Raw genomic sequence first — 14,861 nt, forward strand, 5'->3', positions numbered from 1 at the left:
AAATTATTATTTATTATAAGCCTTAATAGCCTTATAAACGAATCCATTAGCTTCTTTTAGTAACTCTGCCGCCTTGTCTTTGTCAACTTGGCAAGTGAAAATGATAATAGCGATTTTAGGATTACCTTCTGATTGATCAAACAGTTCCCTAGCTTCTTCCAATGAGCAGCCCGTCACGTTTTGGATAATCCTTTTCGCACGGTCTACCAATTTTTTATTTAACGGTTGAACATCCACCATTAAGTTGTTATATACTTTCCCTATTTTCACCATTGAGGTGGTTGTGATCATATTCAGAACCAGCTTTTGCGTGGTACCTGCTTTCATTCTTGTAGAACCAGTGATAACTTCTGGACCAACCTCTATATTAATCTTGTAATCTGCTACTTTATTAAGAGCGGAATCCTTTGTGCAAGTGAATGAAACCGTATTGGCACCGAGCTTTTTGGCTTCCTTTAGGGCACCTATTACATAAGGAGCTCTTCCACTCGCCGTGATGCCTATAACCACATCATGAAGCCTTACCCCGTTATTCTGCATGTCGGATGCCCCAAGTTCTTCACTATCCTCTGCACCTTCCACTGCTTTAAAAATTGCCGATTCTCCGCCAGCAATAATCGCCTTCACCATATCAGAGGGGGTTCCAAATGTCGGAGGACACTCCGATGCATCTAGAATACCGATTCTACCGGACGTTCCTGCACCAACATAAAAGAGCCGACCTCCCATTTCAAAGGATTTCACCACTTGATCCACCACCGCAGCAATGCTTGGGATTTCCCTTTTTATATGAAGTGGTACTGTTTGGTCTTCCTCATTGATGACTCCAAGGATTTCTTCCGTAGATTTACGGTCAATTTTCAATGTTTTCAAGTTCTGCTGTTCCGTCACTAAATCTTGTAAATTTTCTAATCCCATCATCACCATCACCTTTTTTATGTAACTCTTATTATCTGTAAATGTTATTAATTGTCTCTCTGGATTTCTTCAGGTATTCGACCGATTGCTCAAAGTCAATTGCTGCTACTGCTGTGAATAATATGTCAATTACATTCAATTGCGAGATTCTAGAAGAGGTTGCCGCACTTCGAATGGAAGATTCCATGGAAGAGATGGATAAAGAAATATCGGCTAGCTCTTTTAGCGTGTTTGTTCCGTATTTTGTAATGGCGATTGTGACAGCTCCAGCTTTTTTGGCTTCCCTGATCGCTTCAATCGTTTGTGTTGTTTCTCCTGAGTAAGATATTCCAACTGCTACATCACCCTTGCTCATCGTTGTAGCAGAAGTTAGTTGAAGGTGAGAATCGCTGTATGCAGTGCAAAGTTTGTTTATCCGCATGAATTTCTGTTGAGCATCCTGTGCGATGAGCTGTGAGGCAGCCACTCCATAGAAGTCTATCCTACGTGCTTTATGTAACAACTCGACTGCTTGGCTTACTTCCTCTTTATCTAGTAATTCCAATGTGTCACGTAAAGATTTAATATTATTTTCGGTAATGGTTTTCATAAATGTCGGAATATCTGCGTTATATTTAAACTCATGATATGCTTCTTGGGAGTTGGACGAGATGCTTGTAACATCTCCAGCGATGCGTAGCTTTAATTCCTTGTATCCATCCAGACCAATTTTTTTACAAAGTCTTATGATAGCAGCTTGGCTGGAATTGCTTTTATCGGCTAATTCCTTTACTGATAATGTGCAAACTTCCTCAGGGTGTTCAAGTATAAAAGTAGCGGCATTTCTCTCCGCCGGATTAATTGTTGATAATGCTTCACGTAACCGTAATAATCCACCATTCATTTTCTATCATCCTTTTTCATCCGTTTTCATCCATGTTGTTAACTCTGCTTCTAACCTTTTAATAAAGATTGGAGTGATGTCTTTTCCCGTTTCCTTATGAGCAGCATAGATAGCACCTGCCACAGGATGTTGGGCTGCCAGCTTGAAAGAAAACGGCGAACTCTCTTTCCAACCTTTTTCTTGCAAATAAGTTATAATCTCTTTGGCATGTTGATTAATTCCGCCAGTTAAGACGATAGGAATTTGTTTGTGGTCGTCTTCGTGCTCATATAACTTATGAAATAGTAAAGTAATATCCTTCAACATGGAATCTGCTGCTTCATGTAGAAATTCGATAGCTCTTTCATCACCAGTGTTAGAAAGCTCTATTACGACTTTAGCAATGGAGGCCACTCGGTCCCGGCTTTTCCCCACCTCATACATGTTGGGTATCAGCTCTGGTACTGTTTTTACATCAAATTCTTTGAGGATAAGAGTTGCCATCTTTCCAGGTGTCTCACCACGATCGAATTCGGAAAAAATATACTCTAATGCTTTTTTTCCTAATGCAAATCCACTATACCGATCGCCAATCAGGAACCCCCAGCCACCTACGCGGTCACGTTTAAGCTTGTCATTAATTCCAAACGCCACCGACCCTGTTCCACTTATGCAAACAATCCCTGGATCTCCTTTTGTTTCCGAATAAAGTGCTGTCAAAGCATCATTATCAACGAAAATATTGACATAAGGACCTGTGAATTCTCTCAACAACTTGAGAAACCACTCTTTTTTCCCGCCACTTTCGACGCCAGATATGCCGGCAAATACCACATCTTCTTCTGTAAGCGCTTTCTCCTTTGTTAATACAGAAAACAACTCACTGATTTCTTGACGAACTGTTTCTTCGGACGAACTATTTGGGTTAGAAGGACCTACCGTTTTTAATGCAAGGATCTTTCCATCCTCATCTACAGCCACTCCGGTAGTTTTGGTGCCTCCCCCATCAATGCCTATAATCATTGTTTATCCCCTAACACTTTAATTAATTTAAGTATAAATTTTCTGATATTTAGTGTCAACGATTATTTTTAAAATTGAAATTTAATTTCAAAAATGGTTCTAAAAAGACCACTTGGGGTAGTGGTCTACAAACCTATAAACTATTAACCATTTTGGTTATAACATGTATCGGTTGATCTTCGTTCCAGGCGCTTCGCTTTCCGCGGGCGGTCCGGGAGTCTCCCGCAGGACAAGGAAGGCTACGGCAGCGACTCATCGCACGAAGAAAATGCGTTAGCATTTTCGAGGAGTCTGCGCGCCTTCCACTCCGATCAACAAGGTTGCCCCATATTACTTTAGAATAAAGACTATATAATCATATTCATCAATCCTAGTCTCCAAATCTACTTCTATACATTCCAACTTATCATTGGACATTAATACATCGAATAGTTGTTTACTTCCTCCGAAAATCGTGAAATCAAGGTCATAGTCGGTGGACAGGCACCAGCTGCGATCTTCGGGCCACCAATATGTAGGGGATGCTAGGCCGTCCATTTCCCCCTTGTTGTAAATAGTAAATATATCGTTGAGTTTGCCTGTATACAGATGCCCGTTTTCCACATCATCTTCGGGGATCCTGCCAATTAGTTTCAGGATATGATAAAAGAAATAACATGTTTTATTTTTCGTGAAGGGTGCCAATACCTTGGTTATTTCTTTTAGTACATCCAGATTGATACAACCTTCATCAGGATAAATTAAATACCTTGGACAGCCGCCAAGCTTTTTGGCAATTGCCTTACTGCTAATCTTGTTGTCATATGAGATATCGTACTTTGTAGCGAGCTCCTTTAGGGTTATCCCTTCACCAAGGTCCATTTCTATTTCATGGAGTGGATGAAGCTGACTCCAGAAAAGTGTCTCATCTTGGATACTTTGGTCTCGATAAAAGGTCGAATTCATGATTTTGCAATAGTGGGTATAGCCATTCGGAATCAGATTGCCGACTCTGCCTCCATTCCAATTTTCAAAATCAACACTTACTATATTTTCTTCTATCCACTCATATGCTGTTAAAACATTTAATTTATTGATCAGTTTCATCTCCTCTTTCTATTGCTCTGTCAAAATAACCGGCCCATTTGTTGTGATGGCGATAGTATGTTCATATTGTGCAGAAAGTTTTCCGTCCACTGTCCTCGCCGTCCATCGATTATCATCCATCTTACTTTGCCAGGTGCCTTCGTTAACCATCGGTTCAATGGTGATGACCATTCCTTCCTTTAGACGAACGCCACGCCCCGGAGACCCAAAGTGGAAAACTTGCGGCTCTTCATGAATGTTTTTGCCAATGCCGTGTCCGGTAAAATCACGAACAACCGAATATCCTTCTGCCTCAACATATGTTTGAATGGCATGACCGATATCACCCAGTCGGTTTCCAATTATGGCCTGTTCTATTCCTAGATATAAGGATTTTTTTGTTACATCCATCAGTTTTTGTGCTGCATCACTTACCTCACCAACTGCATAGGTCCAGGCCGAATCAGCGAGTGCTCCATGGAGATTCACTACCATGTCAATCGTGACAAGATCTCCTTTTTTTAGACGTGTCTCCCTAGGGAACCCATGACATATCTCATCATTAATGGATGCACAAGTAGCATATTGGTATCCCCTGTAACCGTATTGTTCCGATTTGGCACCATTCTTTTTTAAAAAGGCGTCCACATATTTATCAATTTCCATGGTGGTTATTCCCGGTTTAATCATTTTCGCCAAGCGTCTGTGACAGGCCGCCAAAAGTTTCCCCGCTTTTGCCATTGCTTCTATTTCCCGCGTAGATTTTAGAATTATCATTGTGTTTGCACCCTTGTCTGTTTGTATTCTATTTATTATAAAATTTTTCCTTTTTTATGCTGGTAGTTAGTTTATGAAAATACTGACGGTAGAGTGTTTGGTGGGGGTTTTGGTGCCATATATTTGTTTCGAAAGTCTAAATGTCCGAAGATTTAGGATTTTTGACCGAAGTTTCCGCGATTTTGACCAAAGATTTGACGAAGTTGACCGAAGATTGACGTTAAATGACCGAACAAAATTATTGAGTGTCCAAAGGAGGAGAAAAATTGACCGTACCCCACCCTCAATTGTCCGAACCTCCTGTTGAAATACGAGAAAAGTGTCAAAACCAAGGTACAAAATGACCGAACACATTTTGAAGTGGATAAAAGCATTTGTTTTTGCTTATTTCGTGCAAATTTAGCCCCATTTTTTAAGATCCATCCTTAATAAGAAAGACCAATTACCTAAAACCATTTCTAGTAAGGGCACCCCTAATCCCACAACCTAAAAAAGCACCATCCAACTCAATGGACAGTGCTTCAAAATATATCAAACCAATTCAAATGACTCTTCAACTTCAATGCTGCCCTTAACAGATTGGACCATTGGACAGTTCTTGCTGGCAAGCTCGATGGCAGATTCGATTTTACTTTCTACCAAGTCTTTTCCTTTAATTTTGTAATGAATATGTATTTTCTCAATTCGGTTCGCTTCTTTTTCATTACGTGTAACATCTGCATTAATTGTGATATCCTCAATTTCCATGCGCTTCTTCTTTAGGATGCTCTTTAGAACGCCGCCACTGCAAACTGCGATGGAAGATACCATCAACTGATACGGACGGAAACCGTATTGCTCATCTCCGGCAACATGTAACTCTCCATATTCTAGGTTCGTCTTAAATCCAACATCTCTCATTTTGAATTCCATTTGGCTGTCATCTCCTTCTTTCTATAGAATAGCAAATCGGCAAATAATCCTGCCAGTTTTTTGTTTGCTACGTATTATCCATTCCAATATCATCACAAGTTATGTAAAATTAGGGTTGGTAAAAATACTAAATTTCGAGGTCGCATCTTATGAATCGTTTCCGTTTTTGGATACTTGTATCCATTGTAGCAGTTTCCGGCTTTAGCCAAGGAATGCTGCTACCTTTAATTGCTGTCATATTTGAAAATAGTGGCGTCTCCTCCACATTGAATGGATTGAACGCTACTGCCTTATATATCGGAATATTACTTGCATCCCCTTTTATGGAACAACCTTTACGTAAATACGGCTATCGTCCAGTAATATTGGTCGGCGGATTTCTAGTTGTTGTATCTCTTGCCCTTTTTCCATTATGGCAGAGCTTTTGGTTCTGGTTTATTTTACGGTTGTTAATCGGGATAGGGGACCATGCCTTGCACTTTGCAACACAAACGTGGATAACATCCTTCTCTGCTGAAAATGTACGCGGCCGAAATATTTCTTTATACGGGGTGTTTTTTGGGATAGGCTTTGCAACTGGACCATTAATGACTCCACTGGTTGAAATTAATCAGGCCCTACCTTTTATCGTTTCCTCCATTCTTTGTTTGATAGGTTGGTTGTTCTTATTCTTCTTGAAAAATGAGCACCCGGAACAAGAACTTGGAGTGAATTCCTTCTTCGAGACCATCAAGCGTTTTCGTAAAGCCTGGAAATACGGCTGGATTGCTTTCCTGCCCCCTCTAGGCTATGGCTTCTTGGAAGCTTCTTTGAACGGAAGCTTCCCTATATATGCTTTGCGAACTGGAATTGAGGTTCGAAGTGTTTCTGTATTACTTGCTTCCTTTGCTATCGGAGGAATCGTTTTCCAGCTGCCCCTTGGTATATTGAGCGACAAATTTGGTCGTCGGAATATCTTACTGGTTATTCTTTCCCTTGGATGCTTAAGTTTTGTGACCGCAAGTTTTCTAGAAGGTACATTTATTGCATTGGCAGTATGCATCTTCATTGCAGGAATGCTTGTGGGATCTACCTTCTCGCTCGGTATCAGCTACATGACAGACCTTATGCCAAAAAACTTGCTCCCTACTGGTAACCTTATGTGTGGCATTGCTTTTAGTATTGGGAGTCTGGGCGGGCCATTCTTTGGAGGACTTTTTATTCAATACTTTTCTGACGTCAGCTTTTTCCACATCATCAGCTTTTTGCTGTTTGTGATATTTCTGTTAACGTACACTTTTGGCGAACGCGGATTAGTTGCGGTGAAAGGATAGTGCAACAATATATGAAAGAAGCGTATCCCATACGGAATACGCTTTTTTCTTTATTGTTTATCCAAAGATTTTTTAACGATACTCTTCAGGAATCCATTCTTCTAATGGTTCGAACATAATTTCACTTGTTGAAGCGTATACTGCCTCGATATACTGATCATTTTTAAATTTATACACATAAATCTTCTCGCCATTATGTGTTATCTCTTCAAGAAATTCCAAATCTTTACTCCATGATTCTCGAGAGGCTTTCATTTCCTCAAACGTTATATTAAGGAGTTCCTCTTCAACCCCTACCCTTTGCCAATCATCCAGTACCCATCGTTCATCTTCTTTGATTACTGTGTAATACACTGTCTCTGCTGGACTAAGATATGATTGAAGACCGATAGTGGATATAACAATTTTATTAGTTGTATTCTCCTTAATCGTATAACGAATGTCAAAATCTCTAGATGGAATAAAGTTTGCATCAGATGGAGTGTAGAAATATTGTGTGATATCTTTTAGATGTCCTTCTACCATTGATTCAGAAGCATATTTTCTCAATTCCGGTTTTAGAATCTCGAAATTTGGAGGATTGCCAGCAATATTATCCCAATTATATTCACTTCCCATATCATAATAGGTCTGAATGATTACCCCCATTAAGTTGTCAACAAGCGCTGGAATCTTCTCATCAGGTACAACAATATCCTCATCTTTCTCTTCTGGCACTTCTAAAGTTTCCTTCTCCACTTCCGGAGATTCTAAAGTATCCTCTTCTTCATCCATTCTTTCAAGAGGTTCCTCCACCTCTTCTGGTGTTTCTGCGGGTTCCTCTTCTTCTGGTAAAATCACCGGAGTAGGGTCATCCGACATTCCAGGTTCATTTTGCAAGAAATCTAGCTGGGAAAGAGTGAACAGGCATACAAGGACCGCTGCAGCCACAAGCGCAGAATAATAACCTATAGGACTCTTTCTTTTTTTAACATGGATTCCTTGGAGTATTCTGTTTTTCTCATCGGAGGTTACGGTTATTTTAGTCAAGAGCAAACGATTTAGATCCTTATCCAGGTTATCTAGGTTATTTATTTTTCTTCCCAAGTATCCCCACCCCTTTCCAATGTAACTTTCAATTTTTCACGAGCCCTGAAAAGCCGGGATTTAATTGTATTTTCATTTAATTGTAGAATATCCACAATTTCCGCTATTGATAAATCTTTATAATAGAATAGAATAATTACCTCCCGGAGCTTGATTGGTAGCTCCAATACTTCTTGTATAAGCTCCTTCTTTTCCATTTCCAAGAGCGTATCAGATTCAGGTGTATTTACCTCGAGAAATGGGGGCTCTACCTCTGCTTTAGAGACAAGATTTCGAAAACTCCACAATTTCAATGCATCCTTCGACTTATTAACTGTAATTCTTATTAACCAAGTTTTATAGGAGCTCTCCTTTCTAAAAGAATCAAGATGATGATAACAGCTAATAAAAACTTCCTGTATAATATCTTCGGCAAGGGACTCGTCTTTAACATAGAGAAATGCTATGCGTTTCAATTCTGTTCCATAATCATCTATTAGGCCTTCAAGTAAATTTTCTTTTGAATAAAACACTTTATTTTCCACCATATTTCCCATATTCCTCCTCCCTTCCCAATATAGACGACGCTCGGAGTAGGGTAGTTTCTTATTCTGTAAAAATAGGTTCAATAATTGGTTCCAATAAAAAACACCGGTTGTCCTAAAATAGAATAACCGATGTTTTTAGCAGATTATTAATTCTAGAGACTTTGGTTGGTAATAGTTTAAGCATCATCTAAATGGACGATTTGATACACATATTAATATGGTACATATGCTCTTCTATCCGCATAAGTTTTGCATAGGGTACAGCAGTAAATCTTTTTGTTCTTTTCCTTGTAAGTGAAATAGGTTCTTACTTTTTTCTTACAAATATAACATGTCTTTTTGAAAAACATTAATAGTCTCCTTTTTCCTGTCCCAGAATTTATTGGTTTTCCAAAATCCCCTTAATTTTCTTCAAATCTTTCTCGTTTGCCTTTTTCATCATAGTTGCCATAACAGGTGAAAACAATTTGGAAAAGCCCTTTGGCTCTCCCTTGTTTTGAAGTGTCATCTTAGTTGTATTGGTATTTATTGCAGTCCATGTATAAGTGGTTTCCATTGGGAACGGTCCCTGTGAAGTTTTCATCGTTAATTTTTCACCTGGTAAATATTCAACAACTTCATATATGTACGCGAGTTCCTTGCCAAGAAATTTTGCCCGAAACGCAATTTGTGAACCTAGCTGCAAAGGTTTTGGTGTCATCCAATCGGATGAATCGATGTTATCATACCAAACAGGCGCATGATCAGGATCGGACGCATAGTCCGCTACTTGCATTTTTGAGCAGTTAATTATTATCTCTGTTGTAACATTCACCATAAATTATCCTCCTGACTTTACAAACCTCTATATAATGTTTAATCCTACCATACCGCTAGCTTCTGGCGTATATTCCCTTACAACAACTTTTCCCTTTATCACAACACCTCATTACCGCGACATAAAGGGGTCTGACCCATTTTTAAAAAATTTTTCAAAAAGTTGTTCCATTTCTAAATATTCTGTTATATAATAATATCAACCAAACATACACTGTACTAATACAAAGGAGGAGAAGGAAACATGAGCAGACAGGAACGTAAGAATATGATTAATTTTATTGAAGTGATGAAGAAGGCAGATCGCGAATCACTGGCTTTTATGACGGATGCGGACATCGAGCATTTATACAATAACGTGTACGAGCAAATGATGATTCAGCAAAGCCTTTAAACAAACGAAAAAACTGCAATCCTCCTCTATCAAGCGGAAGATTGCAGTTTTTCTTTTTGTTCGTTTATTGCTGGCTTCTGTCCATTAACAATAATAATCCCAACAACCACAAGTGTTAAGCCAATTAAAATCGTATAGTGCATAATCTCATCTAAAAACACACCAGATAACAGCACACCAAACACTGGTACAAGGAACAGGTACATCGACACTTTCCCAACCTTGTTATATTTCATGACGTTGTTCCACAATATAAAGCCTGCTGCTGAAAGAAATGCCAGATACACCACAAGCAACAGCGTAAAACCATTAAATTCAAACGGTAGAAACCCTGCACTCGCTCCACCAACGACGATCAATCCCACTGATCCGAACAACATCTGATACGCCGTTAGATACGACACATTCATTGTAGCCGCGCGTTCTCTTGCCATAATGTTTCCGTAAGCAGAAGCCATCATCGCCAACAACAGAAGTAACTCCCCTATCCCAAATTGAACACCAGCACCGGCTTTTGGCAAATTAACCACCAACACCCCGCTAAACCCCAATGCTATACCAAGCCATTTCCTAACAGACAAGGAATCATCGGCATATAAAAAATGAGCAAACAAAATCTGAAAAAACGAGGCTGTCCCGGCGATCACAGCTCCTTGCATGCCAGTTGAATAACTTAATCCAAAGTAAAACAATAAATATTGCAAGAACGTTTGGACAAGCCCCAGCTGTGCCAATGGAACAATCGTCGCTCGTCTCAGTTTTAGCGATTGCTTGAATAGGGTAAAAAATATAAAGATCATGGCACCTGCGAGGAAGAATCGATACCCCGCAAACAAAAGCTGTTTGTCGTATTCATTAGCCCCTATATCTAAAGCAGTATAACTTAGTTTTATGGCAGGAAAAGCACTGCCCCATAGAAATGTCGCAAACATTGCCGCTGCAATGATACCAAGCTTGCTTGTGAAAAATTTTTCAGCCTTCACGGCCATTCACCTTCTCTCCAAGCTACATTATACACAGAAGAATTACATATTACATACTGTATAGTCTTGGAAAAGAAAAAATACTGGTAATCTCCAGCGCAATAATCTATAATAATAACTAGATAATAATTAATATAATTTATTGATAATTACTCTCAGTAAGTAATACCCCTTATAAAGTGTTGCTGCTATCACCATAGATGGCAGCTTTCGTCTTTTAATAAGGCTAATGATGTTGATTATTTTTCTCAATTAGGAGGTTGATTACATGAAAGAAATGACAGAAAGTCTACAAGAAGAATCAGTTCTCACCAGGTTCACCACTCATATAGAACTAGTTTTTGCAATTATTTCAGGGGTACTAATTTTTACAGGTTGGATTCTACTAAAGTTTGATATTCAAACCGCTGCTGTCCCTATATTCATTCTCTCATTTTTGATTGGTGGGTACTTTAAAGCCAAAGAAGGCATACAAGATACCATCGAAGAAAAAGAATTGAATGTGGAAATGCTCATGATCATTGCTGCCATAGGTGCAGCCATCATTGGGTATTGGATGGAAGGCGCCATCCTTATCTTCATCTTCGCATTAAGTGGCGCTTTAGAAACATACACAATGAACCGGAGTCAAAAAGAAATTTCTGCCCTCATGGACATTCAGCCTGAAGAAGCATTAAGAATATTGGATGACAAGGAAGAACGAGTGCATATTTCCGAACTTGCCTTAGGTGACCACGTACTTGTTAAACCTGGCGAACGCATCCCAACAGACGGAAACATTGTCAGAGGAGAATCCGCGATAGATGAAGCTGCTATCACCGGCGAATCGATCCCTCTTGAAAAAAAACAAGGTGATGGGGTCTATGCTGGAACCATGAACGTTAACGGCTCAATAGTGGTGGAGGTCACCAAACTTTCTACAGAAACCTTGTTCCAAAAAATTATCAATCTTGTACAAAACGCTCAAAGTGAAAAATCTCCTTCTCAACAATTCTTGGAACGTTTTGAAGGACCGTATGTGAAAATTGTCCTTGGGGTTGTTGCCGTCATGATGGTACTCCCCCACTTCCTTCTCGGATGGAGCTGGAACGAAACCTTTTACCGGGCGATGATTTTACTGGTTGTTGCTTCTCCTTGTGCACTTGTTGCCTCCATTATGCCCGCAACATTGTCAGCGATCTCCAATGGCGCGCGTAAAGGAATCTTGTTTAAAGGCGGCGTGCACCTGGAGAATTTAAGCCATCTGCAAGCCATCGCTTTTGATAAAACTGGGACGCTAACGAAAGGAAAGCCTGAAGTAACTGATGTGTTAGTCCGAGAAAATATAACGGAAGACGAATTCTTATATATTGTAGGTTCCATTGAAAGCTATTCTAACCACCCGCTCGCACAGGCAATTACAGCATATGCGCGAAAAAATAGCCCTAAACCGCTAATACGTCCGGATCACTTGGACGATAAAGCAGGCTGGGGAGTAAAAGGAAACTTACATGATAAGGAATATCTCGTCGGCAAGGCAGATTATGTTGGGACAGATACTGCCAAATTGTTTGGGGATGGGATTGCAGAATCCTACACCAATGAAGGAAAAACGGTCGTTTATGTAAAAGATGAAGCAGGAATTGTCGGCATTCTAGCCTTAAAAGATGTTATCCGAAAAGAAACCGTAGAAGCTATCAAGCAACTCCGTACTCTTGAGGTTCAGACCATTATGATTACTGGCGATAGCGAACGCACAGCTGCGGCCATTGCAGATCAGGCCGCTATTGGAAAATTTGTAGCGGAATGCTTGCCAGAGACAAAAGTAGAAACCGTAAAAAATTTAAAAAAAGAATATAACATGGTCGGCATGGTTGGGGACGGGATAAATGATGCTCCGGCACTCGCAACAGCCAATGTGGGAATAGCAATGGGTGAAGGCACGGATGTAGCATTGGAAACTGCTGACGTTGTACTGATGAAAAATGATTTAGTGAAAATTGCTGAAGCCATAAAGCTATCGAAAAGAATGAACAAAATCATTAAACAAAATGTCATTTTTTCTATCACAGTAATTATGCTTCTAATCAGTTCCAACTTTCTTCAATTCATTGACCTTCCGTTCGGTGTCATCGGCCATGAAGGCAGTACCATACTCGTTATCCTAAATGGGTTAAGGTTATTACGATAAATTCACGATAAAAAAGCAGCGAGGCAATGTCCCTCGCTGCTTTTTTGCTATCTAGTGATAACCGTTTTGCCCGTTCGCACTTCCTGAAGTTTTATTCTTCGGTTTGTGCTTAGAGTTTTGTTTTGTACCGCCATCTTTTTTCGTATGCTTTGTCATGAAAGGTCCCTCCGATTTGGTTAGAGTGTCTTTCAACAATAGATTTCCCCTTTAAGTGAAAAATTTTTCTGGGAATTTTTATCGCACAAAGCTTTTCTTCCATTGCAGCAAGATTGCATTGATTTCTCCACCAATAATAATCATCAGACCTGAAAGGTAAAACCACACAAGCAAAACAATGATCCCTCCAAGACTCCCATACATTGCTGTATAGTTCCCAAAGTTGCTCACATAATAGGAAAACAACACCGAAACAGACATCCATCCGATTGTTGCAAAAAAAGAACCTGCCAACACATCCTTCAAATGAAGACGGATGTTCGGTGCAGCTAAATACAAACAAGTAAAAACAAAAAACAAAATGACAAAACTTACTCCCCACCTAATGGTATTCCAAATGGTGATAAATTCTTCCGACAGACCGTAGGAAGAAAAAATGAACAACCCTATTTCCCTACCAAAAACAGGCAATAATAACGCCACAATTATGACAAATACCATTGCAAGGGTTAACAAGATTGCCGTGCCTCTTACAATAAAGAAATGTCTATTTTCATTAACATCAAATGCCCTATTGAACGCCCGGACAATTGCATTAATTCCATTAGAAGCAAACCAAATTGTTGCAATAATACCAAAAGACAATAAGTCTCCACGTTGTTCGTTTAGAATCCGAGCTACATTCGATTCTATTAGAAGCATCGTATCTCCTGGAGCATACTGGTGAATCATTCCCAACACATCATCCTGTGTAATCGGGACATAAGCAATTAAGGTAAGTAAAAAAATAAGAAACGGAAAAAGAGATAATAAGAAAAAATACGCTAACTCTGCTGACATTCCCAATGCTTCATTCCGATCTAGGCGATGAAACAGCTGTTTTCCAAAACGTAATATCCCCATTCACTCTCCTCCAGCACGTATCATTTACTCTATTCTATTGTGAGCAAGTCCACCTTACGACAAGTTTTTATTCTTTCGCTCTGCTGAATCCAAATGCTTGGCAATTACTTCTTTAGTTTCTGAAACTATCTCAAGCATCTGAGGTGTCGTTTCTTTTAACTCATTCACTTTAGAACGTAGATAATCAATATCCTTCGATACGTCTTCCACCGTTGTTTTAACAGATTCAATTTGATGACGAACTGAATCAGCAATTTCCTGTGGATGTTGTACCGCATACTTTAATTTTGAACCAACACACCTGCCATTATGTATGACGGTGGTTCTTGTATTTTTATCTAATAAAGAAATGGCCCCACCGATAAGCGCCCCAATCAACATACCATCCACTAATTTATTTCTGTTCCCCATATTAACCTCTCTCCTATCCATTAGATTTTCTATTACATACATCTTCCTTTAATCATACCTTTATTATAAACATATTTCGAAACTTTCACGAATCTTGTATTGGTTTAATACCCCAGTTTCCAGAAGAAGATACTGTTTTTTCTCCATTCATGATAAAATAAGGAAAAGCTATTGAACGAAAGGACGGTTCAAATGAACTTAACAGAAAAATCAACCGAAAATGTAGAATATATGATTGAAGCTATCAAAGGGAAACTAAAAGTATTAAACCTTGGCGCCATTAAGCCTTCCCATTTTGATGAAGAAATGTATGAAGAGTTAAAAGATATTTATGAACTTGTCATGAGAAAACCATCATTCAGTCCGAACGAAATGCAAGCTATCGCAGAAGAACTGGGGAACCTACGTAAACAATAATTTGATTTCTAAAACACTTACTTCTGTAGGTGTTTTTTTATGTTAAATACTTTGTTAAACGCCGCTGTTGATTTCCGCAAATGGCTTCGCTTTCCTAGGGGCACTGCTGGAGCCTCCTCGGCTATGCC

The 14,861-nt window shown here is 39.4% G+C and carries 16 protein-coding genes; 4 read left to right on the top strand and 12 right to left on the bottom strand.

The genetic code is table 11. The annotated features are described in order from the left end of the window. Positions 1-6: 6 nt before the first annotated feature. The 6 genes from murQ to HC179_RS19830 all read right to left on the bottom strand — a co-directional run bounded on the left by murQ (position 7) and on the right by HC179_RS19830 (position 5,557). On the bottom strand, positions 7-918 hold the full coding sequence (gene murQ / locus HC179_RS19805; RefSeq protein ID WP_168865966.1) for an N-acetylmuramic acid 6-phosphate etherase: 912 nt from the start codon (positions 916-918) through the stop codon (positions 7-9). Positions 919-949: 31 nt separating this feature from the next. After that, positions 950-1,801: a MurR/RpiR family transcriptional regulator gene (locus tag HC179_RS19810; RefSeq protein WP_168865921.1), complete on the bottom strand. Its 852-nt coding sequence runs from the start codon at positions 1,799-1,801 to the stop codon at positions 950-952. 6 nt (positions 1,802-1,807) lie between these two features. Then, on the bottom strand, positions 1,808-2,803 hold the full coding sequence (locus tag HC179_RS19815) for an N-acetylglucosamine kinase (protein WP_168865922.1): 996 nt from the start codon (positions 2,801-2,803) through the stop codon (positions 1,808-1,810). 330 nt (positions 2,804-3,133) lie between these two features. Next, complete coding sequence (locus tag HC179_RS19820; protein WP_168865923.1) at positions 3,134-3,889, bottom strand: hypothetical protein; 756 nt, start codon at positions 3,887-3,889, stop codon at positions 3,134-3,136. Between the two features lie 9 nt (positions 3,890-3,898). Then, on the bottom strand, positions 3,899-4,645 hold the full coding sequence (gene map, locus HC179_RS19825; RefSeq protein WP_168865924.1) for a type I methionyl aminopeptidase: 747 nt from the start codon (positions 4,643-4,645) through the stop codon (positions 3,899-3,901). 531 nt (positions 4,646-5,176) lie between these two features. After that, the gene (locus tag HC179_RS19830; RefSeq protein WP_168865925.1) at positions 5,177-5,557 is read right to left on the bottom strand and encodes an OsmC family protein; all 381 of its coding nucleotides are present in this window, start codon (positions 5,555-5,557) and stop codon (positions 5,177-5,179) included. Between the two features lie 149 nt (positions 5,558-5,706). Here HC179_RS19830 and HC179_RS19835 point away from each other — a divergent pair, with 149 nt between their 5' ends. Beyond that, positions 5,707-6,870, top strand: a complete 1,164-nt coding sequence (locus tag HC179_RS19835; protein ID WP_168865926.1) for an MFS transporter — start codon at positions 5,707-5,709, stop codon at positions 6,868-6,870. Positions 6,871-6,942: 72 nt separating this feature from the next. Here HC179_RS19835 and HC179_RS19840 read toward each other — a convergent pair whose 3' ends face one another. The 3 genes from HC179_RS19840 to HC179_RS19850 form a co-directional block, all read right to left on the bottom strand. Beyond that, a complete protein-coding gene (locus tag HC179_RS19840; RefSeq protein WP_168865927.1) occupies positions 6,943-7,956 on the bottom strand; it encodes a hypothetical protein in 1,014 nt (337 codons plus the stop codon). Continuing rightward, entirely contained in the window at positions 7,941-8,492 is a 552-nt protein-coding gene (locus HC179_RS19845; protein ID WP_168865928.1) for a sigma-70 family RNA polymerase sigma factor, read from the bottom strand. The genes HC179_RS19840 and HC179_RS19845 overlap by 16 nt, the downstream gene beginning before the upstream one ends. Positions 8,493-8,862: 370 nt before the next feature. Further along, a complete protein-coding gene (locus HC179_RS19850) occupies positions 8,863-9,300 on the bottom strand; it encodes an SRPBCC family protein (protein WP_168865929.1) in 438 nt (145 codons plus the stop codon). A gap of 243 nt (positions 9,301-9,543) precedes the next feature. On the opposite strand from HC179_RS19850, the gene HC179_RS19855 reads away from it, so the two are divergent. Then, positions 9,544-9,693, top strand: coding sequence for a BH0509 family protein (locus tag HC179_RS19855; RefSeq protein WP_168865930.1), 150 nt, complete (start codon positions 9,544-9,546; stop codon positions 9,691-9,693). Between the two features lie 29 nt (positions 9,694-9,722). On the opposite strand, the gene HC179_RS19860 is transcribed toward HC179_RS19855, so the two are convergent. Beyond that, positions 9,723-10,676 carry an EamA family transporter gene (locus HC179_RS19860; RefSeq protein WP_168865967.1) on the bottom strand — a complete coding sequence of 318 codons (954 nt, stop codon included), beginning with the start codon at positions 10,674-10,676 and terminating at the stop codon, positions 9,723-9,725. A 268-nt stretch (positions 10,677-10,944) separates the two neighbouring features. On the opposite strand from HC179_RS19860, the gene HC179_RS19865 reads away from it, so the two are divergent. Continuing rightward, positions 10,945-12,846, top strand: coding sequence for a heavy metal translocating P-type ATPase (locus HC179_RS19865; RefSeq protein ID WP_168865931.1), 1,902 nt, complete (start codon positions 10,945-10,947; stop codon positions 12,844-12,846). A 234-nt stretch (positions 12,847-13,080) separates the two neighbouring features. On the opposite strand, the gene HC179_RS19870 is transcribed toward HC179_RS19865, so the two are convergent. Further along, complete coding sequence (locus tag HC179_RS19870) at positions 13,081-13,905, bottom strand: YihY/virulence factor BrkB family protein (protein ID WP_168865932.1); 825 nt, start codon at positions 13,903-13,905, stop codon at positions 13,081-13,083. 54 nt (positions 13,906-13,959) lie between these two features. Further along, entirely contained in the window at positions 13,960-14,316 is a 357-nt protein-coding gene (locus tag HC179_RS19875; RefSeq protein WP_168865933.1) for a YtxH domain-containing protein, read from the bottom strand. 192 nt (positions 14,317-14,508) lie between these two features. Between HC179_RS19875 and HC179_RS19880 the strand changes: the two genes are divergently transcribed. Continuing rightward, positions 14,509-14,733 (top strand): DUF1128 domain-containing protein, encoded by a 225-nt coding sequence (locus HC179_RS19880; protein WP_010191662.1) that lies wholly within the window; start codon positions 14,509-14,511, stop codon positions 14,731-14,733. The last annotated feature ends 128 nt before the right edge of the window (positions 14,734-14,861 follow it).

The organism is Bacillus sp. RO1, from assembly GCF_012524115.1.
Taxonomy (GTDB): Bacteria; Bacillota; Bacilli; order Bacillales; family Bacillaceae_I; genus Sutcliffiella_A.

Excerpts from the sequence above, each read along its gene's own strand:
- murQ (WP_168865966.1), bottom strand. The coding sequence starts at position 918 with ATGGGATTAGAAAATTTACAAGATTTAGTGACGGAACAGCAGAACTTG.
- HC179_RS19810 (WP_168865921.1), bottom strand. The coding sequence starts at position 1,801 with ATGAATGGTGGATTATTACGGTTACGTGAAGCATTATCAACAATTAAT.
- HC179_RS19815 (WP_168865922.1), bottom strand. The coding sequence starts at position 2,803 with ATGATTATAGGCATTGATGGGGGAGGCACCAAAACTACCGGAGTGGCT.
- HC179_RS19820 (WP_168865923.1), bottom strand. The coding sequence starts at position 3,889 with ATGAAACTGATCAATAAATTAAATGTTTTAACAGCATATGAGTGGATA.
- map (WP_168865924.1), bottom strand. The coding sequence starts at position 4,645 with ATGATAATTCTAAAATCTACGCGGGAAATAGAAGCAATGGCAAAAGCG.
- HC179_RS19830 (WP_168865925.1), bottom strand. The coding sequence starts at position 5,557 with ATGGAATTCAAAATGAGAGATGTTGGATTTAAGACGAACCTAGAATAT.
- HC179_RS19835 (WP_168865926.1), top strand. The coding sequence starts at position 5,707 with ATGAATCGTTTCCGTTTTTGGATACTTGTATCCATTGTAGCAGTTTCC.
- HC179_RS19845 (WP_168865928.1), bottom strand. The coding sequence starts at position 8,492 with ATGGGAAATATGGTGGAAAATAAAGTGTTTTATTCAAAAGAAAATTTA.
- HC179_RS19850 (WP_168865929.1), bottom strand. The coding sequence starts at position 9,300 with ATGGTGAATGTTACAACAGAGATAATAATTAACTGCTCAAAAATGCAA.
- HC179_RS19855 (WP_168865930.1), top strand. The coding sequence starts at position 9,544 with ATGAGCAGACAGGAACGTAAGAATATGATTAATTTTATTGAAGTGATG.
- HC179_RS19865 (WP_168865931.1), top strand. The coding sequence starts at position 10,945 with ATGAAAGAAATGACAGAAAGTCTACAAGAAGAATCAGTTCTCACCAGG.
- HC179_RS19870 (WP_168865932.1), bottom strand. The coding sequence starts at position 13,905 with ATGGGGATATTACGTTTTGGAAAACAGCTGTTTCATCGCCTAGATCGG.
- HC179_RS19875 (WP_168865933.1), bottom strand. The coding sequence starts at position 14,316 with ATGGGGAACAGAAATAAATTAGTGGATGGTATGTTGATTGGGGCGCTT.
- HC179_RS19880 (WP_010191662.1), top strand. The coding sequence starts at position 14,509 with ATGAACTTAACAGAAAAATCAACCGAAAATGTAGAATATATGATTGAA.